The organism is Desulfomicrobium aestuarii (genome assembly GCF_055385525.1).
In genome coordinates this window covers 3,166,851-3,193,183 of record NZ_AP042427.1, presented here as the reverse complement: position 1 = coordinate 3,193,183, position 26,333 = coordinate 3,166,851, and the positions used below count along the sequence as shown (strand labels likewise).

Sequence of the window (26,333 nt, the reverse complement as noted above, 5' to 3'; positions counted from 1 at the left end):
CCATGGCTGACGGGCGCCCGACGGGCAAGTGGCTGGTGACCCTGAGCGTCATGATCCCGACGCTCCTGGAGATTCTCGACACGTCCATCGCCAACGTGGCCCTGGGGCACATCCAGGGCTCCCTGTCCGCCGGGCAGGACGAGGTGACGTGGGTTCTGACCTCGTACCTCGTGGCCAACGCCGTGGTCATCCCCATGAGCGGCTGGCTGTCCAGGGTCATGGGGCGCAAGAACTACCTCATGGCCTCGGTCACGGTCTTCACCGTGGCGTCCATGCTCTGCGGCCTGGCCAGGAGCCTTGAGGCCCTGGTCTTCTTCCGCATCGTCCAGGGCCTGGGCGGCGGAGGGCTGCAGCCCATGTCCCAGGCCATCCTGCTTGAAACCTTCCCGCCCAACCAGCGCGGCCTGGCCATGGCCATCTTCGCCATGGGCGCTGTCCTGGGGCCCATCCTCGGGCCGCTTCTGGGCGGGTACATCACCGACAACTATTCCTGGATCTGGATATTCTACATCAACGTGCCCCTGGGCATCGTCGCGCTGATGATGTGCTGGGCCTTCATCTTCGACCCGCCGTACCTGCAGCGCCGGGAGTCGGGGGAAAAGGTCGATTTCATGGGTTTGGCCCTGCTGTCCGTGGGCCTGGGCTGCCTGCAGGTGGTGCTGGACAAGGGGCAGGGCGACGACTGGTTCGCCTCGGGCCACATCGTCCTCATGAGCGTCGTGGCCGCGGTCTGCCTGGTTACCCTGGTGTGGTGGGAACTGCGGCACCCGAACCCCATCGTCGACCTGCGTATCTTCCGCCAGCGAAACTTCGCCGCCGGCAACGTGGTCATGTTCTTCGGGTTCTTCGCCTTCTTCGGGTCCATCGTGCTGCTGCCCATGTACCTGCAGAACCTCATGGGCTACACGTCGTATCTGGCGGGGCTGGTGCTGGGCCCCAGCGGGGCCATCATGCTGCTCATCCTGCCGGTGGTGGGCAAGCTGACGGAGAGGGTGGATGCGCGGCTCTTGTTGTGCTTCGGCCTGACGGTCTCGGGGCTGTCGCTGGTCTTCATGTCGCGCTTCACACTGCAGATCGACATCGGCACGGCCATTTTGGGGCGCAACATCCAGGCCGTGGGCATCGCCTTCTTCTTCGTGCCCCTGTCCTTCCTGACCATGTCCTCGCTTTCGCGGGCCAGCATGAACAACGCCTCGGCCCTCTTCAGCCTGCTGCGCAACCTAGGCGGCTCCTTCGGCACGGCCTTCGTGACCACGCTCCTGGCCAGGCGGGCCCAGATCCACCAGCACCACCTCGTGGAGCACCTCACGCCCTACGACCCCTCCTTCACCCAGGCCCGCGACGCATTGCGGCACTACATGGGACTCGACCCCATCGAGGCCGCGGGCCTCATCTACCGTGCCATGCAGCAGCAGGCCGGCTACATGGCCTACGTCGACGTCTTCCATGTCCAGGCCATGCTCTTCTTCGGCCTGGCCGTCTTCATGTGGATCCTGCGGCGTCCCGACCACGGCGGGCACATGCCCGAAGGCGTGCACTAGCCGGCTTGAGGCAGGAAGACCGCGCTGATGCGCGTGTCGCTTTCGAGGACGAGTTCAAGGCGTGGTCCGGCGACGTTTCGGCCGTCGACTTCCCAGTGCGAGAAGGCCTTGCCCTCCCGGGGGGTTGCGGTGATTTTCTGGCCCCGGAAATACATGCCCTCGTATTGCCCGCTCCAGGGTTCCCCGTCGATGAGGACGAGTTCGGGGCTCTGCACCCGGCACGCGACGAGCTGCGGGGCGCCGAGCTCGGCCACGGTTTCGGCCAGCAGGGCCAGACGGCGGTCCAGCAGATAGGTCAGAGCCGTGTCTTCGTCGAAACAGTCGAGCCCGGATTCCCTTTCCAGCCGCGCATAATGCCCGACGCGTTCGGCGATCCACTGCCGCGTCAGCCTGTGGTTGACGCTCCACGACAGGCGCCGGAGCATTTCGTCCCGGAAGCGCGGGCTCGCGTCCCACATCCCCTCGAACACGTTGGCCCGCATTCCGTGGGCGTCGCGGAAGTTCTTCCAGCCGGCGCGATTGGCCGGGATGCCGCCTGGGCGAAGCCCGGCGAAGGCCAGGTCCGCGTCCCAAAGGATGCTGCGCCAGCGCGGGGCCGCCTCGGTGCGGTCGAGGATGAACGCTCCCTGGTTCCAGTCCTGCCATTGCAGGAAGGCGAAGGCCGTCATGGCCTTCATGAAGTCGTCGAGGTCGAGGATTCCCCCCACGTAGTCGTAGTCCCAGGGCTTGAAGAAGGGTTCCAGTCGCAGCCGCAGGGCCTTGTACCGGGCCGTGTCGAGCACCGAGTTCTCGGATTCCAGCATGTAGAAGTCGAAATCCTTGTGTCCGAGCTTGCGCTCCCAGTGCGTGCGGTTGACGTGCTCGCTGGTCAGGCCGAGTCCAAGGTCCTCGCCGTTGCGGAACAGCCGAATGGGTGCGTAGTCCGGGGTGGTTGCGCCGATGCGCCGCGCCGCGTCAAAGGCCAGCATGTTCACGAACCCGGGCACGAGGTTCTTCTCGGTGCGCGTCAGAACCTTGCGGATGTCCATGTCCGAGCCGTCGAGGAACGCGGCGCCCGGTACGTCCCGGCGGCCGTAGCTGTTGCGGAAATAGAGCCGGAAGCTGTGCAGCAAGTCGCGCGTGTCGCGATTGCCCTGCAGGCGAGCTCCGCACGGCGCAGCGAGGATTTCCCGTCCGTCCTGCCGGACGGCCACTCCCGCGGGGCGCTCCCACCCGCGTCCCCGTTGCTGGCTGTTGGACTGCAGTCCCGTTTCGGGGTCGTAGAGGTCCTTCTCGTCGATGCGGATGGCCACGGCGCGCATGGGCATGGGAGGAAGCGGGCGCAGATCCTCCCTGGCCGCATCGATCAGGGTCGTGGGAACTCGGGTTTCGGCCGATTCGGCTAAACCCAGCTTCTTGAGCAGGGACGACTTGCGGGGACTGCCGAGGTCGTCGCGCAGCGCAGCGACCCTCTCGGCGCGGTCCTGTCCCCACTCGTGCAGGCGCAGTCCGAAAAAAGCCAGACAGAGGCCGCAGAGGATCAGGAAAAGAGTGAGAGGACTGCGCAGGGCCCCGCGCATCAGATGCTGACCTGATCGTTGAACATGCTGACCGTGGCGCCGGGCGCGCAGGCCAGGGCCAGGTCGCGCACGCGGGTCAGAAGTTCGGTTCCGCCCCGGGAGAAACGCAGGGTTACGGCCGTGCCCTGGGCCGTTTCGACCACGGAGATGACGCGCATGTCCTTGATTTCGCCGATGCGGGGCAGAAAGCCCGCGGCAGTGGTCCCGGCGTCGCCGCCCGGCAGGTTGACGAGGATGGAACCCTGTTCGCTGGCCGCCAGGGGCAGGCCCTGCCAGTTGATGAGAAAGAGGCCCAGGGTGGAGACGGCCAGCAGGATGACGAGGAAGAGCAGGTTGAACGTGGCGCACGAGATGGCCGTGGCGATGGTCAGCATGATGAAGCCGACCTCTTCCGGTTCCTTGATGGGCGTGCGGAAACGGACGATGGACAGGGCGCCCAGGAGGCCCAGGGAGAGGGGAAGGGAGAACTGGACGCAGATGAAGATGGCCGTGACCGAGATTCCCAGCAGCGGGAAGGAGCGGTAGGCGAGGCTTCCAGTGCCGCGGGGGCGGTAGAAGCGGACGTAGAGGCGCGAGATGTAGAGGGATGCGAAGAAGGAGACCAGCAGCAGGATGAAGAACGTCGTCAGGCCGATGTTCTCCATCTTCTCGTGGCCTGAGGTACCGGCCTTGATCAGGGCTTCGTAGATGTTGGCCAGAAAGTCGATGCCGACGGGCAGGATCTCGTTCACGTTGGCTCCTTAAAGAGGTTGCTGCATCAGGCTCAGGTAGCAGTGCAGGTATTTGGAGAAGGCGTCGGGCCGCAGTCCCATGGGCACAAGAGGCGCCAGGAAGGGCGGCAGAACCGCGAGGCTGCCCTTGGTCTCGATGACGGCCCAGGGCAGGGTTCGGGAACAGGTGGCGCCGGGGCAGGACAGGGCGTGGCGCGGGGCGTGGATGTCCTGGTCGAGGGCGATGCGCGCCCCGGTCCGCGGGTCCACGAAACGGCTTCTGCGATAGCTGACCACAAAGACGGGCCTGGGTGATGCGGAGAATCCCACGCCGCGGGTATGGAGCAGGGCAGGCAGGGCCGCAAGTTCGGCATCGCTCAGGGACATGAGGGCCAGTTCGCTCCCGGACCTTGGCACGGGGATGCGGACCTTGCGCTGCAGTCCCCCTTCCTTGATCTTGGCTTCCAGAAAGGCCGGCCCGTCGTCCGGCCGGAAATCCCAGTCTCCGTACCAGCGTAGGCGCACCTTGGCCTTGAGGTAGGTGCTGTCGATCTTCTCCGTAAGGAACTGCAGGTCCAGGGTGTCGAAATAGATGCTGTGCACCGTGGCCCGCGCGAAGTCGGGGTCGGGCAAACAGTGCGCGGAGATGACGGCCAGGGCCAGATTGGCGAGGGCCGCGTCGAGGATGTATTTTTTTTCGGTGCGGGTTTCCATGACGGTGCGTGTCGGCGATTTCGCCGGAATTCCGGACGACCCGTACTTTGTGGAGAACCCGTCCAAAGCGCAAGCATTTGTTGCGGGCACGAAAAAGGGGAGCCGCGCTCCCCTTTGCGTGGAGAAGGAAAGATTCGGGTTATTCCTTGCTGATGGCCGAAACAGGGCAACCGTCGATGGCGTCCTGCACGCAGTCGGCGTTGGAATCCGGGGCTTTGACCATGGCCTTTTCCTCGCCGTCAATCATGGCGAAGACTTCCGGGCAAAGCTCGACACAGGTTTCGCAGCCGATGCATTCATCGTGATCGAGAACAATAGCCATGTTTCCTCCAGGTTGGGGTTGACGTTTACTTTGTCGCATACAGGCTTTGAGCCGTCCCCGCAAGCCGGAACGTATTTCGCCGGCCTTCCTCGGCACAAGTGTTTGGCATGGATTTGGCTCAGCGCCTAGCGGAGGAATCCATGCGAGAACCAACACCAGAAAGCATTCGAGACGTCTCGGCACGGCTGGCGCGCCCGGAGACGGGGCCGCAGCCCGCAGGAGGCTGGGAGCCGCGCCTGAGCGACGGGGGTCCTGCCGGTCAACAGTTTGACATCTTCGCCCGCGAGCCCCGGCCCAAGGCGGCCGCATGGGTCGTCTGCTGGTCGGACCTGATGATGACCATGTTCATCATGTTCGCCGCGCTCTACGCCTTCCAGACGCCGAAGATTCAGTTCAAATCGGTGACGGACCTGGCCGTCCGCGTGGAAGGGAGCGGGGATCTGCCCCTGCCGGCGCCGCCGGTCGAGTCCATGCTGGGCCGCATCCATGACCGCATTCGCGACATGATCGAGCGTTCCCGCCTGAATGACGCCATTGCCGTACGGCTCGTGCCCGAAAAGTCCCTGCACGTGACCCTGGCCGGGGATTTCCTCTTCGGCCCCGCAGGCGCGGCGCTGCGGCCTGAAGTCAAAAGCGGGCTGCTCGAACTCGCCGCCATCCTGCGCAGTGCGCCGCACGCCATGGCTGTGGTCGGCCATGCTGCGCCCGGGGAGGCCGTCGGCGACTTTGCCGCGCCGTGGCGTCTCTCTTCCGCCAGGGCCATGGAGGTGGCGATGTTTCTGGCCACGGAGGCAGGCTTTCCTCCGGAACGGCTGAGGGTGACCGCCTACGGCGATCGGCGTCCCGCACAGGCGGGCGACATTGCGCAGCGTAGCCGGCGGGTCGAGCTGGTGCTCAGCACCGAGAACCCGACGGACTCGCTGCCCTCCGCGGAGGACGGTGATGAAGGCGGTTTCAGGCGTTGGGTGGCGTCGACGGGAGGAGGGCAGTGATGGATCGGAAATCCTTTTTTGGTCTTGTGCTCTGCGGCGTGGTTTTCGCCGCAGGTTTCGCCATCAGCGGCAACGTGGCCCAGTATTTCAACCTGGCCGCCATCTTCGTGGTGGCCGGGGGAACCCTCGGCGTGGCCATCGCCAGCTTCCGCATGCAGCGTCTGCTGTATGTCGCCAGGGTGCTGCGCAACTCGTACCGTGCGCGGATGAAAGAGCCGGCGGAGATCGTCGAGATTCTCGTGGACCTTTCGGTCAAGAGTCGCATCCGGGGCCTGCACACCCTGGCCGAGGACGAGCGGGAGACGTCCGTCATGTTCCTGCGCCGCGCCCTGGGTTTCGTCGTGGACAACTACTCCCGGGAGCAGACGGCGGACATCCTGAACACGGAGATGTTCTTCTTCAAGCAGCGCCGCGACGAGTCCGAACGCGTGCTGCGGGTGCTGGCCGAGGTCTGCCCGGCCATCGGCCTGGCCGGGAGCGTGGTCGGCCTCATCGGCATGCTCTCGGGCGTGAACGACACGAGCGTCGTCCTCTCGACCATCCCCATCGCCCTGACCTCGACCCTCTACGGCGTGCTTCTGGCCAACTTCGTTTTCCTGCCCATGGCGGCGCGCATCCGTGAGGTCACGGACCACGAGCTTCTGCTGCAGAAGATCATCGTCGAGGGCGTGCGCGCCATCCAGAGCGAGCTGAACCCCAGGGTGCTCGAAGTGAAGCTGAAGTCCTTCCTCACTCCCGCCGCCCGGCAGGGCCAGCTCGTGTCTTTGGCGCGCATCAAGGAGCGCTTCCAGATAGAGGACCGGGTGGAGGACATGCCGGTTATGCCGACTCCCGAGGAGATCGGGGTGGCGCTGTAAGGGCCCGTTACTGCCGGGCCAGGGCCTTGAGCACGGCGTCGCGGTCCACGATGCCGAGCAGTCGGCCGTCGTCGGCCACGACGATGCGCTTGATCTTCTTCTCCACCAGCACCCCGATGACTTCGGCCAGGGGGGTGTCGGGCCGAGCGGTGATAACGCTCGTGGTCATGACGTCCCGGGCCGTGCCCTCCAGGGCGGGGAGCCCCTGTTCCTGACTGGTCAGGGCGCGCACCAGCCGGGCCACAAGGCCCGGCGACTCCTTTTGCACGAAGCTGCGCAGCAGGTCCCAGTCGTGGACCAGGCCGATGATCTTGCGGTCCGCGTCCACGATGACCACCCGCCGCAGGGGCGAGCGGACGAGCTGCTCCAGGATTTCGTTCAGCGGGGTGTCCGGCCGGGCCGTGGGTACGTCGGTGAACAGGGCGTCCCGGGCCGTGGAGTTCAGCCCCGGGGGCAGGATTTCGAGATGCCCGGCCACTGACGAGGCCCTGGCGATGGCCGCCAGCACGTCGGTGCGGCTGACGATGCCCAGGAGCGTGCCGTCGTCGGCCGTGACGGGCAGGCGCTTGATGTTCTTGCCGGCCATGATCTTCAGGGCGTCGACCACGTCGGTCTTGATGTTCAGGGTCCGGGCCGGGGATGTCATGATGTCTTGGGCGACGAGGCCCGCGAATCCGGCGGCCGCGTCCTGCTCGCAGCGCTGCTCGCAGGGCAGCTGGCCCTGCATGTCCAGACGCAGGGGCATCCGGGCGCGGGAGAGCAGGTCTCCGCCGGTGATGATCCCCGCGATGCGCCTGCCTTCCATGACCGGCACGGCCTTGACCTCCCTGCGCAGCAGCAGGTCCACCACCGCGGTCAGAGGGGTTCTGACGTCCACGGTGGCCACATTCTCCGTCATCACGTCGCGGATGCGCAGGGGCAGGTGGAAGATGGCCTGTCCGTCCTGCACCACGATGCTGCCTTCCTCGACCATGGCGTCGACCACGGGCAGGAAGGCCTCGATGCGGGGCGGCGTGTCCACGATCTCGACGATGACCGGCAGGTCCTCGGCCAGACGCAGAATCTTTGCCGTGTGCAGCAGACTGCCCGCCCCGAAGCCCATGAAGCCCCGGCAGACCGAAGCCCCGGCCATGCCGCGCTGGCGGGCTTCCTCGACGATGGTCTCATACAGCGGCCTGCCCTTGTGCCGCGCGGCTTCCCCCACGAACACCCTGAGAATTTTCACGTCGATCGCTTTGCGCATGTCGTCTCCCTACAGGATTCTGCCCAGGCTCGAGCCCAGGACGAGGCCCGCGAAGCCCACGGCGTTCTGCCCGCCTATGTTGAGGGCCAGCCGCAGCCACTGCGCGTCGCGCAGCAGTTCGCCGCTTTCGAAGATGAAGGTCGAGAAGGTCGTGAATGCGCCCATGAAGCCGGTCAGGATGAGAATCCTGGCCTGTGGGGAAAGGAGGCCGCGTTCCTCGGACAGCACCCAGACAAGGCCGAAGAGAAAGGACCCGAGGATGTTCACGGCCCACGTGCCCCAAGGGAAGTCGCGTCCCAGGGCGTCGTAGACCGCGCCCGAAAGCCAGTAGCGGCACAGGGTGCCGGCGGCTCCGGCCAGGGCGATGAGAAGCAGCTTGTGCATTGTTTCCCCCATGCTGATGCAGCAGGGCCGAGGGCTGCATGGTTCGATCCTGCGACGTGCGGGGATAAAAGCACTGTTTTGAAGAATCGGCAAGGGCGGACCAATGTCGGGCAGGACCCGCGAGGGCTGCACAGGCACGCTGCCCGGATTGGGGGGCGGCCGCAACTGTCCCGGCGTTACTGTTTCGTCGTGAGGTCCCCGATCTCGGAGAGGATGGCGTCGTCAACCCTGCGGATCAGGGCCTCGTCGACGGTCTTGGAGTAAATGATGTGCCTGCTGTTGCCCTGGGGGATGTCGCTCATGGCTTTGAGCGCGAAGTCTTCCGGCGGAACCTGGGATTCCTGCAGAAGGACATCGATCTCTTCCGGCGGCAGCAGAAAGAAGTCAAACCGGTCGGTTTTGAGCATCTTGACCAGACGTACCGAATCGGCTGTGACCTGGACGATCCTGTCGGGGTATCTGGCCAGCATGGCGTCGATCTGCGGCCCGTCGGAAAGGCCCGCGACCCTTCCCATGCGTAACTTTCCGCTCGCCATCAACGCTTCGAGGGTCTCGTAGGGGCGGAACAGTTCCTCCTTTTCGCGCAAAAAGAAAACTCCGACCGGGCGGTTTATGTAAACGGGCAGGGAAAATCGGGCAAATTCCTCGCGCTCCGGAGTTTTGAACCAGCCCAAGGAAGCGACGGGCTGACCGGTCTGTATGTCCTGCAGGATTCGCTTGACCGGGACGAAGCGGAATTCGGCCTCGACACCCGCCTTGGCGAACACCTTGCCGGCCAGATCGACAATCAGTCCCGCCGCCCGCCCGTCCGGCAGGGCATGGTAATACGGAGGGTATTCAAAGTAGAGGACTTCCAGCGGTTGCGCCGGGGAGACGGATGGCAGCAGAAGCATGGCCGAGAGAAACCGGAGGATGTTTTTCCAAAGGCCTGCGCGCATTCTCGACTCCTTGAATCATCGGTTTTGTCCGCCACCGGCAGCCTCTGACGGTTTCGTCGTGAACATGTACGAAACTCTCGGCACCTTTCGCAACCATTTCAGGAAGGAGGGCTTGAGTTCATGTATGCTCATTCCCATTTGGTTGCATACGGCTCGAACACAGCCGTGCGCCGAAGAAAAAGAAAAAGGGTTGCGGCATTTCTGCTGCAACCCTTTGACTTTCTGGTGCCGAAGAGAGGAGTCACAATTTTGCACCTTAACCGCTTGATTTTAAACGCTTCTGCTTCTCTGTGAGACCCGTGCTGTGTAACAGTTTTGGTGGTGTTTTTCCGGCCCTCTCTCCTGCCTTTTCCATCGTGTTTTCCCCAGTCAGTTGTCAAGGATCTCCATCTCGAAACCGTGCTTGTCGTCACCCGTTGGAAAGTCGGGAACCTGTTTTGCGTTCGGCGGGGTAGAACGATCCCTGGCCGCGCTACGGGTTCGTCCATGAAGCATGGCAGGAAGCGCAGGAACGATGGGGCGGTGGACGGAGTGGATATTCGATCCACCGTGTCCGATGCACAACCCTATCTTGACAAGGCGTTCTTCAGATTTATTCGAACAATGCTAACCATAAATACCAAACATTTCAAGGAGGACGCTATGATGGTCTCTAAGCTTAATCCATGGAACTGGTTTAAGAAGGAAAGCGAACAGGAAAAGACCCTTCCAGTTAAGCAGGCGGAACGGGAAGAAAGGGGATACGCTTCTCCAATTGACCATTTTCACGCAGAATTTGACCGCATGGTTGATTCAATGTTCTCTGGCTTTGGAATGCCTTCGCCCCGCCGCTGGTTCGACACAGCAAGCCCGATGCTTGGCAAGTCTGCCATCAAGCCGAAAGTCGATATTTATGGCACTGATAAAGAGTACGTTGTTGAAGCGGAACTTCCCGGCATCGAAGAGAAAGACTTGTCTGTTGAGCTGAAAGATGATGTGTTGATTCTCTCTGCCGAAAAGAGGCATGAAGAGAAAACAGAAGAAAAAGGCTACTACCGCGTCGAACGATCTTACGGTTCATTCCGCCGGGTACTCAATGTTCCTGAAGATGCAGACAAAGAACGCATAAACGCCAAGTTGAACAAGGGAGTACTGAGAATAACCATGCCGCGTAACAAGGCCATTGAGACAGAATCCCGCAAGATTGCGATTGAAAGTTCGAAAGATGACTGATCTTGTGATCATTTCAAAGAATCAATAACACATTCGATTTCATCACCACGTAGGCGATAGGACCCCAAAGGCTGGTAGAGGACATTGACCCTCACCAGCCTTTCTTTATTCTATGCACCTCATGAATGCGAATGAGAAAACTGATGAATACGACGACTGTGACCAACAACGGACAAGCGCTCGGAAACCCACGGCTGACAAGGATTCCCAGAACATGCCACTTTTAGAGCCGGGGCCACCGGGGATTACCCTGCACTTTTAGAGGTACGTGCCGGAGAATTACCACCCACTATCGGAAAAGAGGCAAAGGGAATTACCCCTCACTATCGGATAAGAGGCATGGTGACCCGCCGCCCGGAAACTCAAGGCTAACAAGGATTTTCAATTAACCATGGCTTTAGGAAGCGACGACGACAACCAAGACAACAACAGCGAGGGCGTGGCCTCGATCAACAACAACCACGACCACACACAAACCAAGGCAGGCCATCCGGTGGTCTTGCCTACGTCCTGGGTTCAGGGAGCCTACCATCCCTGAAGATCACACCGCATGGCCACTTGCAAGGCAGGTTCCTCCTGCCGTCGGAACAATGGCCAAGCCCTAGGACGCCCCGTCAGGAGCAACGACCATACAGAATAGGGGGGGCTGTATGGATCGCCTGACGTGCTGTCATAAAACGCCGCAGAGGCCCTTTGACAGCTTTGGGGGGTAGGGGGGGCCAAAGTCAAACCAATAGCTATTACTAATAGATGGCCATAGGTTCTCATAATGCTTTGACTATAAGTGATCTTGTTTAATAGTCTTTCTTAATAAGTTATAAAAACTCTAGGTAAACCTACAGGTCGAACTAAAGACAAACCATATGTCTCCCTGTAAGTCATCTTCGGGTTGAATCATATGGAGAGCCTTTATCTACTCCTGTAGTTGAACACATAGAGACGACCTCCTCAATGATGATCCATGATTGATGAACACCTGAACATGGAAGAATCTACTCACTATCCCAAGAGTGTCTTGCCAAAGAAGCAAATGAACACTACAGGCTTCAAGCCCACCATTTCTTGCTTCATATTCATGTGCTCCTTTGGTGAAGCCTCTTGTTTCACCTATAGGGCCGACCTCCTCCATGATGGTCTATGATCAACGATGCTTATCACCAAGCCATAATGCAAACATGAGGTCGGCCCATATCATACCCATGAGGTCGTGACTTTTTTATTGCGATGTACAGAAACCTGGACCTCATGTCCGTCATATAGTCTCCCCTCACGCCATCCAAGGCGGAGGCAGATTTTCTCTCTCTGCCTGTACTCCTCCAAGATACACAAAAAAGCATCAATCCACACGGGATATTGCCATGAACAATTCACGGCAGCCTGTGGCGTGTGCTTTTCGGATAGATGCCATGCCATAACGATGTAGCTGCTCCCTACTCGTGCTGGTTGAACCCCTTCCTTCGTTTCGTCATTCGTCTCGGCTTTCGCGGATTGCCGGACAACGTGGGGAACGATGGGAGGGGTTCTTTTCGTTCAACCCCAAGGAGCAAACAAACCCAGCCCAACAGGAGCATATCGTTATGAACAACATCATTTCCATCCGCACCGAAGAGAACAGTGTCGTGTCCCCGTCCATCGTCCGTCATGAAGAAGTCAACGTCTGTGGCTCCAACATCCTCGCCACCGTCACCGCCGACAACAAGTGCTACTTCTCGCCCCGTCATGTTTGTGATGCCTTGGGTATCACTTGGCAGGGACAGCATGTGAAGATCATGGCTGATCAGGTACTTTCCACAGCCGTCACGATTATCGTGACACCTTCCACTGGTGGTAATCAGAAGACCCTCATGCTCCCCATCGAGTTCCTTTCCGGGTGGCTCTTCACGATCAAGAGGGTCCGCCCTGAACTCCAGGCCAAGCTGAACCTCTATCGTGCTGAGGCTTTCCTCGCTCTCGACGCATGGTTCCGTCAGGATCTTCGGTCCAATCCCGTGGTTCAGGAGCAGTTCGAGATTCCGCAGTCGCTGTCTGAAGCGTTGGAATTCGCTGCCCAACAGGTCAAGGAGAACATGAGGCTTAAGAAGCAGAATGCCCTCATGGCTCCCAAGGTCGCTCTCTTCGATACCTACATGAACACTGAGGGAACACTGACCCTGACCGAGGCCGGGAAAATACTGGGTATGTCAGCCAAGGCCCTTGGTAAGGAATTGCGTCAGTATGGCTGGCTGTTCAAGCGGAAGAAGGGCGTTATCCCGACACAGCATGCAATGAAGCGGGGATGGATGATTGCCGTGCCGATAGATGGGTCAATAGACGGCATGCCGAACTGCTACGGGCGCATCACTAAGCGCGGACTGGAGATCCTGATGGAAACGTACATGATAGAGGAGGAATAATCATGAGCGCAAACCGTCATGATCCACAGGTCGGAAAAAACTCTGGCGTTGAAAAAACACCGGATAACTCATGCGAAAAAGCAAAGGTGAAAGCCGCTGAAGCCGTCCGAAAGAACTCTGCCCTGCTTGCCATCCGGGCCAAGTGTCTTGACTGCTCTGGCGGCAGCGACGGCGAGATCAGAAAATGCCCTCTGACTCATTGTGCGCTGTACCCATTCAGGATGGGCCGTCGACCAAGTACTAAACCCAGATCGACGAGAACGGCAGCTTAGCGTTTGCCGTAGTCCCTAATCCTCCAAGGCCGCTACAAGTTTATGACTCCCACGTGCTCCGTCTCGTTGCACATGGTGACGTCCTTGTAGCGGCCTTTTTTTTGAAATCCGACTCGCATAGTCCACAAAACAACCACATGCGTTCTTCCTGGCGTGGTGGTGCGGGATTTTGAACACTTGTCTGTTAGCGAGGCCTGTAGGTCGGAAAAAATTTTGGAGTTCAAAAAACATCGGATAATTCACGCAGTTCGGAGAAGTTTGGTCGAGTTTGCAGATCTGGGGAGCTGTGGGGGATTGCATCAGGAAGGATAGGAGAGTCCGGAATGTTTTGCTCTAAAAATCTGAAAGCCCATATATCGTAGACAGTGAGTGAGTGCCCCCCCGTGGCATGGGCCGTGTTGGGAAGCCACGTCTATCTCGTATGGGTGGGGTATTTCTCGGCCAGCGCCTAGCTGGGCGATGCAAGAGGCTTCATCTTTTCCCCATCCGGCCTGATAGGACAGACGATCAACACTCTTGACAGCGGATAATTTTTTTGTACAAAATTTGCTAACGGTCGTAAGCGGAATATGAACAGCGCCAAGAAGGAGGAAGATCATGGTTCAGCATAACGGGAAGTTCGTCTCATACCTGCGAGTATCCACGACCAAGCAAGGGGAGTCCGGGCTGGGAATCGAGGCCCAGAGAAGGGCAGTCCTTGAGTTCCTGAATGGTGGGAACTGGGAACTCCTGGCCGAGTACATGGAGACCGAGAGCGGCAAGAAGAACGACAGGCCCAAGCTGGCCAAGGCCTTGGAGCATTGCAAGCTCACAGGCGCTACCTTGGTCATCGCCAAACTGGACCGCCTGTCACGCAATGCCCACTTCCTGCTCGGCCTTCAGGAGGCTGGTGTGAAGTTTGTGGCCGTGGACATGCCGACCGCCAACGAACTGACCGTGGGCATCATGGCGCTAGTTGCCCAGGAAGAGCGGAAGGCCATCTCGGCCAGGACCAAGGCCGCTCTTGCCGCCGCCAAGGAACGGGGCGTGAAGCTCGGCTGCCCGAGTGGAGCTGCGCATCTCCGTCAGTACGGGAACGAGATGGGAGTGGAGGCCATCAAGCGGGGAGCCGATGAACGGGCCTCGAAGCTGGCTGGAGTGGTCAAGGAGATTCAGGACGCCGGGGCGACCAGTTTGCGGGAGATTGCCGAGGAGTTGAATCGGAGGAGCATCACCACTGCCAGGGGCGGGAAGTGGCATGCGTCCAGCGTGAAGAATCTCCTTGAACGTATCAGGTCAGTATGACTCTCTTTATTTTTTTTCAATCCGTGTTGGAAAGTATCGATTTTTTTACAACTGAACCTGTCATCATGAAGAGAATAACTGCGCCGATAGCCATTACAATCGGTGTTTCTGAACTGAATATTGCCACAAAAAACTGATAACAGCCGTAAGTAAGAATAAAGAATACAAATAGGCAGAATACTTTGTATGTATACTTCTGATCAATCTTGAAAAATTTGATCAAAAGCTGTGGAGTAACAAAAAGAAACGCGAGCATAAATGCAGCATGACTTGACAGTCCTTCAAACTCTCCAAATTCTCCAAACATAGTCGATCCTTAAACAGTTGATGGTTTGCTTGGTCAGATGTTGCAAGTATTACATTACAGCCCCTGCCTTGCTCCTCAAGTCCTCATACAACCCCGCATGATCCAGCAAAATATCTCTCAACCCATGGCGGACCTTCTCCGACTCCAGAGCCTGCTTGCTCATGGTCGTGTGAGCCTCCAAGGCGTTCATGATGGCATTGAGGATCTCGTTGGCCAGATCCGGTGAGTTGGCGAACTGTTCCTTCGTGTTGTTCGCCGCCTGCTCGGCAAGGATCTCCGACTCCATGAGCTTCCCCTTGATGACGTTGTTCACGTAGATCAGCTTGTCGTCGTCCGTCAGCTCGCCCTCGAACAGGTCGTTCACCTTGGAAATGATCTCGGCCAGGAGCGCCTTCTGCTTGTCTCGAACCTCGGCACTGCCTGTTTCCTCGAATGCTCGCCCGACAGACGTACCTTCACCACCATCCAAGTTCGGATTCCGAGTACCCTTGTTCTTGAGCTGGTGGTGGGTGAGCGCGACCCCTGACAGATCAATCTCGTCTCGCTCCCGTCCGAACTCCAGCAGGGGCAGGAGCCGCCGGTAGAAGATGGAGCGCTTCTCGATGTCCGTGTTCTCGTAGTTGAAGATCTGGGACAGGAAGGAATAGACCCGCTTGAAGGCTCCCATGTTCCGCTTGAAAAGCTCCAGGGCGTTCTTCTCGTCCTGGGCGTCCTTTTCAGCCTTGTGGTCCTTGATGGCTTGCGCCGCCTTCATGGCCTTCTGAAGCTCCTTGTAGCGGCGGAGCAGACGGTCAGCCACGGGGGCTATGGCGGCGGCGAGATCCTTCTGGGTGGACCTTGGGTCCATCTCGACGTTGACCACCCGGTTCACCTCGTTGTCATCGTAGAAGCCCTGAGCGTCGAGCTTGGCCCGGAGGTCGAAGACGAGGTTCGGGTCGGTCACGCCCTCCAACTCCGCCGTCTCGTAGTAGGTCTTGAACGCGGCCAGGATCTCTTCCGGCTCGTTCACGAAGTCGAGGATGTAGGTGGTGTCCTTGCCCCGGTGGCGGCGGTTGAGGCGCGATAGGGTCTGCACGGCCTGGATACCGGCAAGGCGCTTATCCACGTACATGCCGCAGAGGAGGGGCTGGTCGAAGCCGGTCTGAAACTTGTTGGCCACGAGCAGAAGCTGGTACTCCTCGGTCCCGAAGGCTTCCCTGATGTCCCGTCCGTTCAGGGTGGGATTCAAGGTCTTGCTCGTCTCGGTGAACCCATCCGGTCCCAGTTCGTCGTCCTTGACCTCACCGGAGAAGGCCACCAGCGCCCCGATCTTGTATCCCTGCTCCTTGATGTACTTGTTGGTGGCGAGTTGCCAGCGCACAACCTCGGCACGGCTGGCCGTGACAACCATGGCCTTGGCCTTGCCTTCGAGCAGTGGGGCGACGTTCTTTCGGAAGTGCTCGACGACGATCTTGACCTTCTGGCTGATGTTGTAGGGATGGAGCCGGACCCAGTGCATGATGTCCTTCATGGCCTCGCTGCGGTCCACCTCCTTCTCGTCCATGTCCTTCCCGTTGTGGGAGAGGCGGAAGGCGAGCTTGTACGAGGTGTAGTTCTTGAGCACGTCGAGTATGAAGCCTTCCTCGATGGCTTGGCGCATGCTGTAGACGTGGAAGGGTTCCGGGGCGTTGTCGTCCGAAGCTGGCCGGGTAGGGTCAGGAAGGCGTCCGAAAAGTTCCAGGGTCTTGGCCTTGGGCGTTGCCGTGAATGCCACGTAGGTGATGCCGTCCTCCCGTGCCCGTGCGGCCATCTGTGCGGCCAGCAGATCCTCGGTGCTGAACTCCCCGCCGTCGGCAAGCTCCTTCAGTTCCTCGGCAGACAGCACCTGCTTGAGCTTGGCCGCCGCTTCCCCTGTCTGGGAGCTGTGGGCCTCGTCGGCGATGACGGCAAAGGTCTTGCCTTGGGTCGCGGCCAGTTCCTGCACAGCCTTGATGGCGAACGGGAAGGTCTGGATGGTGCAGACCACGATCTTCTTGCCGCCTGACAGCGCATTGGCCAGTTCGCCGCTCTTGCTCTGGTGTTCGCCAGTGATGGTGGCCACTACGCCCGTGGTTCGCTCGAAGGCGAAGATGGCCTCCTGAAGCTGGGCATCGAGGACCGTCCTGTCACTGACAACGAGGACCGAGTCGAAGATCTTCTTGTGGTTGGCGTCGTGGAGGTCGGCCAGGAAGTGGGCGGACCATGCGATGGAGTTGGTCTTCCCCGATCCTGCCGAGTGCTGGATCAGGTACTTCTGTCCCGGTCCTTCCTCCAGCACGGTGCGGACCAGTTTCCGCGTGGCGCCGAGTTGGTGGTAGCGGGGGAAGATGATCTTCTCGATCCGCTTCTTGGGGTCACGCATGGCCACGATGTAGCGACCCAGGATCTCCAGCCAGCTTTCCCGCTCCCAGACCTCTTCCCACAGGTAGGACGTGGAGTGGCCTTCTGGGTTGACCGGGTTCCCTGCTGCCTTGTTGTTCCCCCGGTCGAAGGGCAGGAAGGTCGTGACCGCGCCCTGGAGTTTGGTGGTCATGCGGACCAGGGAGTTGCTCACGGCGAAGTGAACCAGAGCGCCGCGTGGGAAATCGAGAAGCGGTTCCGGCGTCCCTTGGCCCTTGGGCCTTGGGTTGCGGTCGAAGCGGTACTGGTCCACGGCATCGAAGACCGACTGGGTGAAGTCCGTCTTCAGTTCCACAGTGGCCACGGGGATGCCGTTCAGGAACAGCACGAGGTCCAGGCAGTTCTCGTTGTGGACGGAGTAGCGCACCTGCCGCACCACCCGGAGCCGGTTGGCTTCATACTTGGCCTGAAGGTCCGGGTTCATGGCCAGGGCTGGCTTGAACTGGGCGAGGCTCAAGGGCTGACGCAGGCCCAGGAGTTCAACGCCGAAGCGGATGACATCGAGGGTTCCCCGGTCGTCCAACTGCTTGCGGATGCGGTCGAGAAGGACGGCTTCCGCCGCCGCGCCATGACTCTTGGTCAGCCCGTCCCAGGCCTTGGGCTGGGTCTGCTTCACCCACGCAAGGACATCAGCCGGGAACAGCGCCCGTTGCCGGTCGTAGGTTTGGCAGTCGGTCGGATCGTACAGCCAGCCATGAGCGGCCAGATGGGAGCAGATGTCGTTCTCGAACTCGATTTCCTTGTGCAGGCTCATGGCTTCTCCGGGGTGTTACTGCATGGCGTCCGCCAGTCCTCGCACGTCGATCTTGCCGGTGACGGCGGCGGAGATGAGGGCGGCTCGGCGTTCTTTGAGGAGGATGATAGCCTTCTGGACTTCTTTTGAGATTGAAATTTCTGAATGGACTACCTCTGAAATTTTCCTTTGGACATTAAGATTAGGCACAAGTACCTTTTCTTTGAGAAGTAAGTTGATATTTAGCGGCCTATTTCTTCCAGCTGCTCCCCTGGAATTTTCGTTTAGAAGAAAATCTCCATGTTTTGTTAATAGTAGTGCATAAATATATTCAGTAAGCGCAACACTTTTTCTGCCTCTAAGAACTGGGTATCTATGAGATACAACGCATCCCTCTTCGGTTGCTTGTGCTAATGCGACAGCCCCTTCCCAAGCAAACTGGCCACTGATAATAAGATCTCCTTCTTTGACCCAAAAAAAAATGGAATCTCCCATTTCTTCCATCTCACGTGGATCTTTATGAAATAAACCTCTGCCTCGATTATAAATCCCTAGAGGTTCATAATGCTCACCCGCTGCTTGTGTTACAGGGCGACTGATCACATCTACGATATTTCCGAGGCGAGTCTCTTGAGATGTTGGGTCGGTAAAGGCTGATAAAGCCAGAGTTACAATTGTCTCCTTCAGGAGCTCAATCAATTTTTCCTGCTCGGCAACCAAAGCATCAATCTTGGCGGTCTCGCGGTTGAGGAAGGCGGCGATGGCGGATTGCTCTTGTGGAGAAGGGAACAAGACCGGCACTGCTTGTACCTTTTCGGCTGTAAAATGGGCAATTGTTGACTTGTTACAAACAACGTCAATGAAGCCCTTGTCTTTTAATGCAGACATCCAGTAATAAAGATACTCAGTAGAGTTTCCACCAAAAGGTCTTATCCTGTTGACAGAATTTTGAAAATAACAATCTACTATGTCACGTCTCCATAATGCAGATCTGCCAACATCGCCTCCTTCGCTCACGAGGAGATCGCCCGGCTCCAGAGATAGGCTTTCAATTTCGGCAGGGCTAAACCACATCTCCTTAACATCTGAAACATCGATGCCTACCCACTGAATATTTGCAGCCCGAATGTATGGTTTCAATACGTCAGAATTGGCCTTGCGTTCTGGTTGTAGCATCTTGCCAAGCGTGACGACATACCCCTTTTTCAAAGAAGTACATGCCCAGTGCTTGGGCACTTCTCCCAACCATTCCACCCCACTTTCCCTGTACTCCGGATACTTCGGAAAGCTCATGCCGTCAGCCCCTCTATCATCGCCTTGATCCGATCCGTGGTTAGCTTCAGATCCGCATCAATCTCCGCCAACGGACGTGGCGGGGTGAAGACGTAGAAGTGGCGGTTGAACGGGATCTCATAGCCCACCTTGGTTTTGTCATGATCGATCCAGGCATCCGGGGCATGGGGCAGGACCTCCCGCTTGAAGTACTCTTCCACGTCCTCGTTCAGGGGCACGTTCTCGGTGTCCCGGAGCTTCGAGTCCGCCATGGGCTTGCCCTTCATCTTGCCCCGCTGGCCCAGGACGATTTTGCCTTTCTCGTCCCGCTCCGGGCGTTCCACGGTGATGCTCCGGTAGCCGAAGTCCGTGTTCTTGAAGATCCGGCTGATGGGCTTGCCGTCGGCCTCGGCCTCCACGAACTGGCCGAACAGACGGGTGATCTCGGCAATGTGCTCGTCGGAGAGTTCCTTGCGCTTGCTCCCCAGGCTCTTCCTCATCTTCTGCCACATGGCTGAAGCGTCGATGAGTTGGACCAAGCCCTTGCGGTGCTCCGGCTTCTTGTTGCTCACGATCCACACGTAAGTGCTGATGCCCGTGTTGTAGAACATGTCCGTAGGCAGACCGACGATGGCCTCAAGCAGATCGTTCTCCAGCACGTAGCGGCGGATCTCGCTTTCCCCGCTCCCGGCTCCGCCAGTGAACAAGGGTGAACCGTTGAGGACGATGCCAAAGCGGCTCCCGCCGTCAGCCACTGGACGCATCTTGCTGATGAGATGGAGCAGGAACAGCATGGACCCGTCGGAGATCCTGGGCAGCCCCGGCCCGAAGCGACCGTTGAATCCCTGGCTTTCGTGCTCCTTGCGGACCTCCTTCTCCACTTTTTTCCACTCCACGCCGAAGGGCGGATTGGATAGCATGTAGTCGAAATGCTTCCCGCCGTGCCCGTCATCCGAGAGCGTGTTGCCAAAGACGATGTTGGAAACGTCCTGGCCCTTGATGAGCATGTCCGCCTTGCAGATGGCGAAGGACTCCGGGTTCAGCTCTTGGCCGTAGACCGTGAGCCGAGCCTTGGGGTTGTGCTCTTCGAGGTATTCACCGGCAATGGACAGCATGCCCCCGGTCCCCGCCGTCGGATCGTAGATGGTGCGGACCACGCCCGGTTTGGACAAGACATCGTCGTCCTCGATGAAGATGAGGTTGACCATGAGCCGGATGACCTCACGCGGGGTGAAGTGCTCACCGGCGGTCTCGTTGGAAAGCTCCGCGAACTTCCTGATCAGTTCCTCGAAGACGAGGCCCATCTGGTGGTTGGTGACCTGATCCGGGTGGAGGTCGATCTGGGTAAATCGCTCGGTGACCTGATAGAGCAGGCCGCATTTGGCGAGCCGGTCAACCTGCCCGTGGAACTCGAAGCGCTCGAAGACATCCCTCACAGAGGACGAGAACGAACTGACGTAGTTGAAGAGGTTCTCGCGGATGTGATCCTGATCCCCCATGAGCTTTTTCATGTCGAGGGATGAGGTGTTGAAGAAGGTCTGGCCTGAAGCCCTCAACAGGAACGGCTCCGGGTTGATTCCCAGCTTCTGCCGGTTCTCCAGTTCTGCCAGGACGGCTTGCTTCGTGGGAGCCAGGACGCAGTCGAGACGTCGCAGAACGGTGAAGGGAAGGATGACGCGGCCATATTCGGACTGCTTGTAGTCGCCCCGCAGGAGGTCGGCGACGGACCAGATGAAGGCGGACAGGGATTGCTGGTTCATGAGAGGCGGAATCCTGATGGTAGTTGGTTGCTCCGAGAAGGCCGAAAGGGTGGTGTAACTGATTAGTCCCTTTCGACAAAACTTCTCGGAGCACTACAGATTTCGCCTGGTAAGCGCTCAGACATCCGCATCTTTCACGGGTGTATCTGATATGCGATAGGGACAGGGAGGAGTTCTATTTCTTGCGCGGCTTGGGCTTGGGGAGGCTTGGGAGAAGGGATCTGTCCACGTGCTGCGGCATGAGCGCCTTTATGACTGCCGTGGACTGCGCTGCGGGAAAGCGTTCGAAGAGGAATTTCAGGTAAGCTTGGGGCTCGATCTCGTTGGCCTTGGCGGTTTCCACCAGGGAAAAGAGCATGGCGCTGGCGTCTGCACCCTTGGGGACGCCGGCAAAGAGCCAGTTCTTCCGGCCCAGGGCCACGGGGCGGATGGCGTTCTCGGCCGCGTTGTTGTCGGGCGTGAGCAATCCGCAGTCCACGTAGCGCACGGCCCGGCTCCACTGGTTGCGGGCGTAGGTCATGGCCTGCCCGAGCAGGCTCTTGGGCGGGACGTGGTCGATACGCTCATCAAGGATGGCCCGTATCGCGTCGAGGATGGGAACGGCCTGCTCCCTGCGGTTGGCGACCTTTTCCTCCGGCTCCAGCTCTTTGATATTGTGCTCGACCTTGTAGAGCAGGCCGATGAGATCCAGGATTTCCTTGGCTGTCCCGTGCATGATCTTCTTCGAGGTCGCCTTCTGGACGTCGACGAACTTACGACGGATGTGGGCCATGCAGCCGACGTGGATGATGTCGTCCGACTCGCCGAGAGCCTGGTATCCGGAGTAGCCGTCGGTCTGGATGTAGCCCTTGTAATCGCCCAGATATTCCTTGGGGACGGAGCCCGACCTGGTCGGGTCGTAGCGATAGACCACGGTCGGCCGCTTGGGGTTTCCGCCACGGAAGAGCCACAGGTATGACGTGGACGTATCGGATCGTCCCGGTTCCTTGAGGACTTGCAGGGTGGTTTCGTCCATGTTGATGACCGGCCCGGAGCGGATCTCCGCCCGGAACAGTGCTCCGAATGGCTCCAGCGCCTTGGCCACGGCCATGGCCCATCCGGACATGGAATGGCGCGGGATGTCCACGCCCAGGCGGGCAAACTGCTTGGTCTGGCGGTAGAACGGCATGGCATCGACGAACTTGGCGGTAATGACCTGCGCCAGGAGGTTCGGCGTAGCGATGCCCTTGGGGATAATCTGCGGCGGCATGGGCGCGATACGCACCACCGGCATGCCCTCCTCGCCGTCACAGGCCGGGCAGGCATACTTGGGCCTGATATGGCGCTCCACCTGCATGACGGCCGGGACGTAGTCGAGCTTCTCGGAGACCTCTTCGCCGATGCGCTTCAGGCAGGCCCCGCAGGCGCAGACTTTCTGGTCCTCGGGCAAATCGTGAGTGATCTCGATGCGCGGCAGACTGTCCGGCAGGGGCTTACGTCCCCGCTTGGCCCTGGTGTGGGCCGGGACTTCGACGACGGGCACTTCCGCGGGCTTGGGCTTCACCTCGGCGATCCTGGCCAAAGGCAGAGGCAGGATGCCCTGGAAGAGGTCCTTGGATTTTTCGGACTTGGGAGCATACAGCGCGGCCTGCAACAGGGCCACGCGGTCCTGAAGATGGCGGTTTTGCTGGTAGTAATCCCAGACCAAATGCTTGAGTTGCCCGACGTCATCGGGAAGATTTTCGATGTCTCCCATGTAAGCGCACTTAGCAATAATATATTGAAATAGCAAGGATTTTATTGCTACAGAACCGATTTGTAATGCAGCCTTTGATGCGCTCCTTGCGGCGTGAGGGTGAGTCCATCAAGGAGCCAGCCGAGCTGTTGAGGGGTGATGTTCATGACCTCAGACACTCGCTCGGGCCAACAGAATCGATGCTTCTCCAGACGCTTGTGCCAGAGGCAGAAGCCGTTGCGATCCCAGTGCAGCACCTTGATGGCGTCGCGCCTGCGGTTGCAGAAGACGAAGAGGTGCCCAGAGAAAGGGTCCAGATCAAGGATGCCCTGGACCGTCATGCTCAGCCTGTCGATACCGGCCCGCATGTCCGTGGTGCCGGGAGCAAGATAGACCTTGGCCGCAGGCATCCTCAGCATCGGGGTTCCAGGACGGACAGAAGTCTGGTCAGCATAGCTTCGTCGAAGTCGGCAGGAATATCCAGGGCGTAACAGTTGCCGACAAGCAGTCCGATGGACGGAGCCTTCAGGGCCAGGGTGAACGGGAGAGGGACGATTGCGGGCGGCAAGGCAGGCACATCCACTGATGCCGAACGCGATTTGCGCAGCCAGTACCGGAATGAGCTGAAATTCAGGCCGTGCGCCGTGCAATACGCAGTCTTGCCCATGCCGCTTTGCCGCCACTGTTCAACATGAGCGAGCCATCGGGCAGCACGGTTCTGGCGGATGCGAGATTTCATGAGGACCTCCTTGGATTGAAGGTCCTTTATCTCATGGCTTGAAATTATTGGAAGATGGGCTCTAATGAGCGCTTACGGAGCACTACAGATTTCGCCTGTATGACGCAAGCGCTAGGCCCATTCTGATGTGGTTGCCTGTAATGACTGCGGGTGGTGAAGGGGTGCTATTTTCTCTGTGATTTTTTTGGGGCTTGCTCGGTCCGTGATAAGAAAATACTATTTCCGATATTTGCCATATATTGCATTAATTTGCATTGATTTGTAAGACAGTCCATCATCAACTTGAAAGCTTCCAATTTTGTCTCCAATAATAGAAATTTCTTTTGTTATATCACTGTCAAATCCGTATTTTGGCTGTTCTTCGTATGGTTTTTTCGAGAAACTTGCTCTGATTTTTGTAATAATATAGTCTCCATTATTTTGCTCTATTTCAACAGATATTTGATTAATATCTGTCATCCATCTGTATTTTATATGATTAAAATATCCGAATCCAAGTTCTCGCTCGTATGGAAATTCTTTTTCACACATTCGGGCAGAAATTTTTAACATCGATTGATCTTGACCTTTCATTTTCTCTAGAAGACACTCATCAAAATTACTCGGTCCGAACCATCCGGCATTAGAAAAACAAGCAGAGCAAAGTAAAAAAAATCCAAAAAAAATTAAAATGCGAAATTTCACAGTAGCCTCCTATAAAAAGTTATAGAAACTAAAAATAAAATAAAAAATTGTATGACGCAATAAATGTTTAAAAAAAATAATTAATAAGTGTAATACAATTTCTGTTGTGGCGTTAAAGAGGATATTACTATTCAAGCCTCAGCTTGCGCTGAAGATTCTTGGTTTGAGGCTGAGTCCTGATTGCATCTGACTGCTATAATTGGATCCAGTGTTGTCTCGCTATTTCCCCTCTGGCTTGGGGATCAACACCTGATCTACGCCTACCTTGCTGATCGCCTCAAACAGGACGGGAAGCGCATAACCCATGCCGTCTTTGTCCCTGCCGTAGTGGGCGGAGACGCTTCTGTTGCTGTGTCCTTGGATGGCGTCTGTCAAGTTGTCGTCAACCTGTGCGTTCCGCATGGCCCGTTTGAATGTGTGGCGGAAGGAATGGAAGACCTTCTGTCCGCTACTCTTCACACCAATCCCCTTTGTGAATCGTGCCCACCATTTGGAAAACGCGCTGGTTCTTTTGCCCTTCCTGCCGTCCAACTCTGCAAGGGTTGAGAAGATTTTCTTCTCGCCCTGGCTTGCCCGGAGTGCCACGAAGTCGAGGAAGCCCAGTTCGATGAGGCGGGGGTGAACGGGGATCTTGCGTCGGGAGGACCTGTTCTTGATTCTTCGGGTCGAGTTCGGATCGCCGTGTACGTACAGGTAGTTCACGCCGTCCTCCTCCATGAGGTCCGCAACATCTAGCTGGCCGATCTCTTCCAGCCTCGCTCCCGTGAACAGGCCAAGAATGGAGATCCACTGGTAGTCGAGGATCTGGTCTCTGGTCATCTTCTCTTTGAACTTGTCCGGCTGGCCAGCGACGAAGAAGGAGGACGAGAAGATGATGCTGAGTTCCTCGTCCGTGTAGGGCAGGACGGATGGTTCCGCCTCGCCTTGCGTGTCCGCGTGGAAGGTAACCCTGATCTGTTCAGCCGGGTTGGTGTCGATGAACCCGCCGTCAACGGCATGGCTGAGGACGGCCTTGAGCGCTCCCAGGTACTTGTTGTTCACGGTCGTGGGGTTCAGTAGCTTGTACTCGGTCCCGTTCTTCTGATCCTGTTCGACCTTGGCCAGGAGCTTCGGGAGCGGGAGCCTGCGGATCTCCTTGGGGAGGTGAGCGGGGAGCTTGAGCAGGGCTTCCTTGAACTGCCGAAAGTGGGACTTGGTGATAGCCTGGACCGGGAGGTTGCCGACCAGTTCAATGAAGCGGTTCACGGAGGCCTCGAAGTCTCGCTCCGTCATGGGCGCTGGCTTGCGCTCCCGCAGGTAGCTTTCCCAGATGGCGGACAGCAGGGGGTTGTCTGCGGACGGGACGAGCTTTTGGTCCTGATCCTGGCCGTTGACGGTCTGCTGGATGATGCCGGGGATGGACGACAAAACTGGGTTGGCCTGTGCGCCGTTGATCACGATAATCTGGGCCTGGGGCGCGGCAGGGGACGGGGTAGGAACCCACTCTCCGTCCAGGCGCTTGAGGATCGCCTCCTGGGCCTCGATCTTCTTCTGGATCAGGGAGAGGCAGAGCTTCTGGAAATTGGATGACATCAGGTCGGCCACCTTGAAGTCGTGGGCATCGAGGAAAGCAAGAGCCTCGTCCTGAATGAGCGAGGTATCCCCGGTGGCGAGGCAGAGTCCTCCTCCCTGGATGAACAGCCGGGCATGCTCACGCTTGCGGCGGACGGTATCCGGCGAAAGGCCGACGCGGGGGAATGGCTCCGGGGTGAACTCAAGGCCCCGCTGCTCGTGGAGCTGGCGGAGATGCTCTTGCGTCTCCTCCCATTCACGGAGCTCCTTCTCGCTGGGCTTGGCTACCGTCCGCTCCATCTCGTCATGGGACAGGACCTCATGCAGGTAGAGCAGGGCGAGGCGGGTAAGTTCGTAGTCCTGAACGGAGTCGAGGTCCGTGAGGTTGCGCTGGGTCGGAGCCACCTGGGGAGTGGCCAGCTTCTTTTCGGCCTCAAGCCGTCTTCGATGGGCCGTGAATTCCTGATCGACCTTGACGGCCAGCACTCGGCATTTGGCCTTGGCCTCTTTCGGGTCCTTGGTCTTCAGGCTGTGGACGATTTCCCGCTTGGGGGCGTAGACTTCGAGGAGATCGGCAGGGATGCGGACCCGGAAGTAGTAGACCGCTCCTCGCCGCTGGAGGTGGTTGCACAATGACATCGCGTTCATGCCCCTTGTGTACCAGCTTTGTGTAACACTTTGAAGCAGAAGCGCATAAAAAAACAACCGCTTAGAATAAATCCAAGCGGTTGCAT

At 58.5% G+C, this 26,333-nt stretch carries 21 protein-coding genes; 6 read left to right on the top strand and 15 right to left on the bottom strand.

Annotated features, from left to right (window positions below; all coding sequences use genetic code 11):
* The first annotated feature begins 2 nt into the window (after window positions 1-2).
* Window positions 3-1,541, top strand: coding sequence for a DHA2 family efflux MFS transporter permease subunit (locus tag ACZ5AC_RS14760; RefSeq protein ID WP_464248331.1), 1,539 nt, complete (start codon window positions 3-5; stop codon window positions 1,539-1,541).
* Here ACZ5AC_RS14760 and ACZ5AC_RS14755 read toward each other — a convergent pair.
* The 4 genes from ACZ5AC_RS14755 to ACZ5AC_RS14740 all read right to left on the bottom strand — a co-directional run bounded on the left by ACZ5AC_RS14755 (window position 1,538) and on the right by ACZ5AC_RS14740 (window position 4,846).
* Window positions 1,538-3,100 (bottom strand): CotH family protein, encoded by a 1,563-nt coding sequence (locus tag ACZ5AC_RS14755; protein ID WP_464248330.1) that lies wholly within the window; start codon window positions 3,098-3,100, stop codon window positions 1,538-1,540. The genes ACZ5AC_RS14760 and ACZ5AC_RS14755 overlap by 4 nt on opposite strands.
* Entirely contained in the window at window positions 3,100-3,831 is a 732-nt protein-coding gene (locus ACZ5AC_RS14750; protein ID WP_464248329.1) for a DUF4956 domain-containing protein, read from the bottom strand. The genes ACZ5AC_RS14755 and ACZ5AC_RS14750 overlap by 1 nt, the downstream gene beginning before the upstream one ends.
* A 9-nt stretch (window positions 3,832-3,840) precedes the next feature.
* Entirely contained in the window at window positions 3,841-4,524 is a 684-nt protein-coding gene (locus ACZ5AC_RS14745) for a VTC domain-containing protein (RefSeq protein ID WP_464248328.1), read from the bottom strand.
* 139 nt (window positions 4,525-4,663) lie between these two features.
* Entirely contained in the window at window positions 4,664-4,846 is a 183-nt protein-coding gene (locus ACZ5AC_RS14740; RefSeq protein ID WP_464248327.1) for a ferredoxin, read from the bottom strand.
* 140 nt (window positions 4,847-4,986) lie between these two features.
* Here ACZ5AC_RS14740 and ACZ5AC_RS14735 point away from each other — a divergent pair, with 140 nt between their 5' ends.
* Window positions 4,987-5,838 carry an OmpA/MotB family protein gene (locus ACZ5AC_RS14735; RefSeq protein ID WP_464248326.1) on the top strand — a complete coding sequence of 284 codons (852 nt, stop codon included), beginning with the start codon at window positions 4,987-4,989 and terminating at the stop codon, window positions 5,836-5,838.
* The gene (locus ACZ5AC_RS14730) at window positions 5,838-6,695 is read left to right on the top strand and encodes a motility protein A (protein WP_464248325.1); all 858 of its coding nucleotides are present in this window, start codon (window positions 5,838-5,840) and stop codon (window positions 6,693-6,695) included. The genes ACZ5AC_RS14735 and ACZ5AC_RS14730 overlap by 1 nt, the downstream gene beginning before the upstream one ends.
* A gap of 7 nt (window positions 6,696-6,702) precedes the next feature.
* On the opposite strand, the gene ACZ5AC_RS14725 is transcribed toward ACZ5AC_RS14730, so the two are convergent.
* The 3 genes from ACZ5AC_RS14725 to ACZ5AC_RS14715 form a co-directional block, all read right to left on the bottom strand.
* Window positions 6,703-7,938 carry a DUF190 domain-containing protein gene (locus ACZ5AC_RS14725; RefSeq protein WP_464248324.1) on the bottom strand — a complete coding sequence of 412 codons (1,236 nt, stop codon included), beginning with the start codon at window positions 7,936-7,938 and terminating at the stop codon, window positions 6,703-6,705.
* A 9-nt stretch (window positions 7,939-7,947) separates the two neighbouring features.
* Window positions 7,948-8,322, bottom strand: coding sequence for a fluoride efflux transporter CrcB (gene crcB, locus ACZ5AC_RS14720; protein ID WP_464248323.1), 375 nt, complete (start codon window positions 8,320-8,322; stop codon window positions 7,948-7,950).
* 176 nt (window positions 8,323-8,498) lie between these two features.
* A complete protein-coding gene (locus ACZ5AC_RS14715; RefSeq protein WP_464248322.1) occupies window positions 8,499-9,260 on the bottom strand; it encodes a substrate-binding periplasmic protein in 762 nt (253 codons plus the stop codon).
* A gap of 642 nt (window positions 9,261-9,902) precedes the next feature.
* Between ACZ5AC_RS14715 and ACZ5AC_RS14710 the strand changes: the two genes are divergently transcribed.
* From ACZ5AC_RS14710 to ACZ5AC_RS14700, 3 genes are all read left to right on the top strand, one after another.
* Complete coding sequence (locus tag ACZ5AC_RS14710; RefSeq protein ID WP_464248321.1) at window positions 9,903-10,472, top strand: Hsp20/alpha crystallin family protein; 570 nt, start codon at window positions 9,903-9,905, stop codon at window positions 10,470-10,472.
* A 1,577-nt stretch (window positions 10,473-12,049) separates the two neighbouring features.
* Window positions 12,050-12,865 carry a phage antirepressor N-terminal domain-containing protein gene (locus ACZ5AC_RS14705; RefSeq protein ID WP_464248320.1) on the top strand — a complete coding sequence of 272 codons (816 nt, stop codon included), beginning with the start codon at window positions 12,050-12,052 and terminating at the stop codon, window positions 12,863-12,865.
* 869 nt (window positions 12,866-13,734) lie between these two features.
* Complete coding sequence (locus ACZ5AC_RS14700; RefSeq protein WP_464248319.1) at window positions 13,735-14,421, top strand: recombinase family protein; 687 nt, start codon at window positions 13,735-13,737, stop codon at window positions 14,419-14,421.
* Window positions 14,422-14,777: 356 nt separating this feature from the next.
* Here ACZ5AC_RS14700 and ACZ5AC_RS14695 read toward each other — a convergent pair whose 3' ends face one another.
* From ACZ5AC_RS14695 to ACZ5AC_RS14660, 8 genes are all read right to left on the bottom strand, one after another.
* Window positions 14,778-17,900, bottom strand: a complete 3,123-nt coding sequence (locus tag ACZ5AC_RS14695) for a type I restriction endonuclease subunit R (RefSeq protein ID WP_464248318.1) — start codon at window positions 17,898-17,900, stop codon at window positions 14,778-14,780.
* Window positions 17,901-17,915: 15 nt separating this feature from the next.
* Window positions 17,916-19,172 carry a restriction endonuclease subunit S gene (locus ACZ5AC_RS14690; RefSeq protein WP_464248317.1) on the bottom strand — a complete coding sequence of 419 codons (1,257 nt, stop codon included), beginning with the start codon at window positions 19,170-19,172 and terminating at the stop codon, window positions 17,916-17,918.
* The gene (locus ACZ5AC_RS14685) at window positions 19,169-20,911 is read right to left on the bottom strand and encodes a type I restriction-modification system subunit M (protein ID WP_464248316.1); all 1,743 of its coding nucleotides are present in this window, start codon (window positions 20,909-20,911) and stop codon (window positions 19,169-19,171) included. The genes ACZ5AC_RS14690 and ACZ5AC_RS14685 overlap by 4 nt, the downstream gene beginning before the upstream one ends.
* A gap of 175 nt (window positions 20,912-21,086) precedes the next feature.
* The gene (tnpC, locus tag ACZ5AC_RS14680) at window positions 21,087-22,646 is read right to left on the bottom strand and encodes an IS66 family transposase (RefSeq protein ID WP_464247384.1); all 1,560 of its coding nucleotides are present in this window, start codon (window positions 22,644-22,646) and stop codon (window positions 21,087-21,089) included.
* A gap of 47 nt (window positions 22,647-22,693) precedes the next feature.
* Entirely contained in the window at window positions 22,694-23,044 is a 351-nt protein-coding gene (gene tnpB, locus ACZ5AC_RS14675) for an IS66 family insertion sequence element accessory protein TnpB (RefSeq protein ID WP_464247385.1), read from the bottom strand.
* Window positions 23,038-23,364: an IS66 family insertion sequence element accessory protein TnpA gene (tnpA, locus tag ACZ5AC_RS14670; protein ID WP_464247386.1), complete on the bottom strand. Its 327-nt coding sequence runs from the start codon at window positions 23,362-23,364 to the stop codon at window positions 23,038-23,040. Before tnpA ends, tnpB begins: the two co-directional genes overlap by 7 nt.
* Before the next feature lie 216 nt (window positions 23,365-23,580).
* A complete protein-coding gene (locus ACZ5AC_RS14665) occupies window positions 23,581-24,048 on the bottom strand; it encodes a hypothetical protein (protein ID WP_464248315.1) in 468 nt (155 codons plus the stop codon).
* 219 nt (window positions 24,049-24,267) lie between these two features.
* Window positions 24,268-26,247, bottom strand: a complete 1,980-nt coding sequence (locus ACZ5AC_RS14660; protein ID WP_464248314.1) for a DUF6538 domain-containing protein — start codon at window positions 26,245-26,247, stop codon at window positions 24,268-24,270.
* Window positions 26,248-26,333 lie beyond the last annotated feature (86 nt).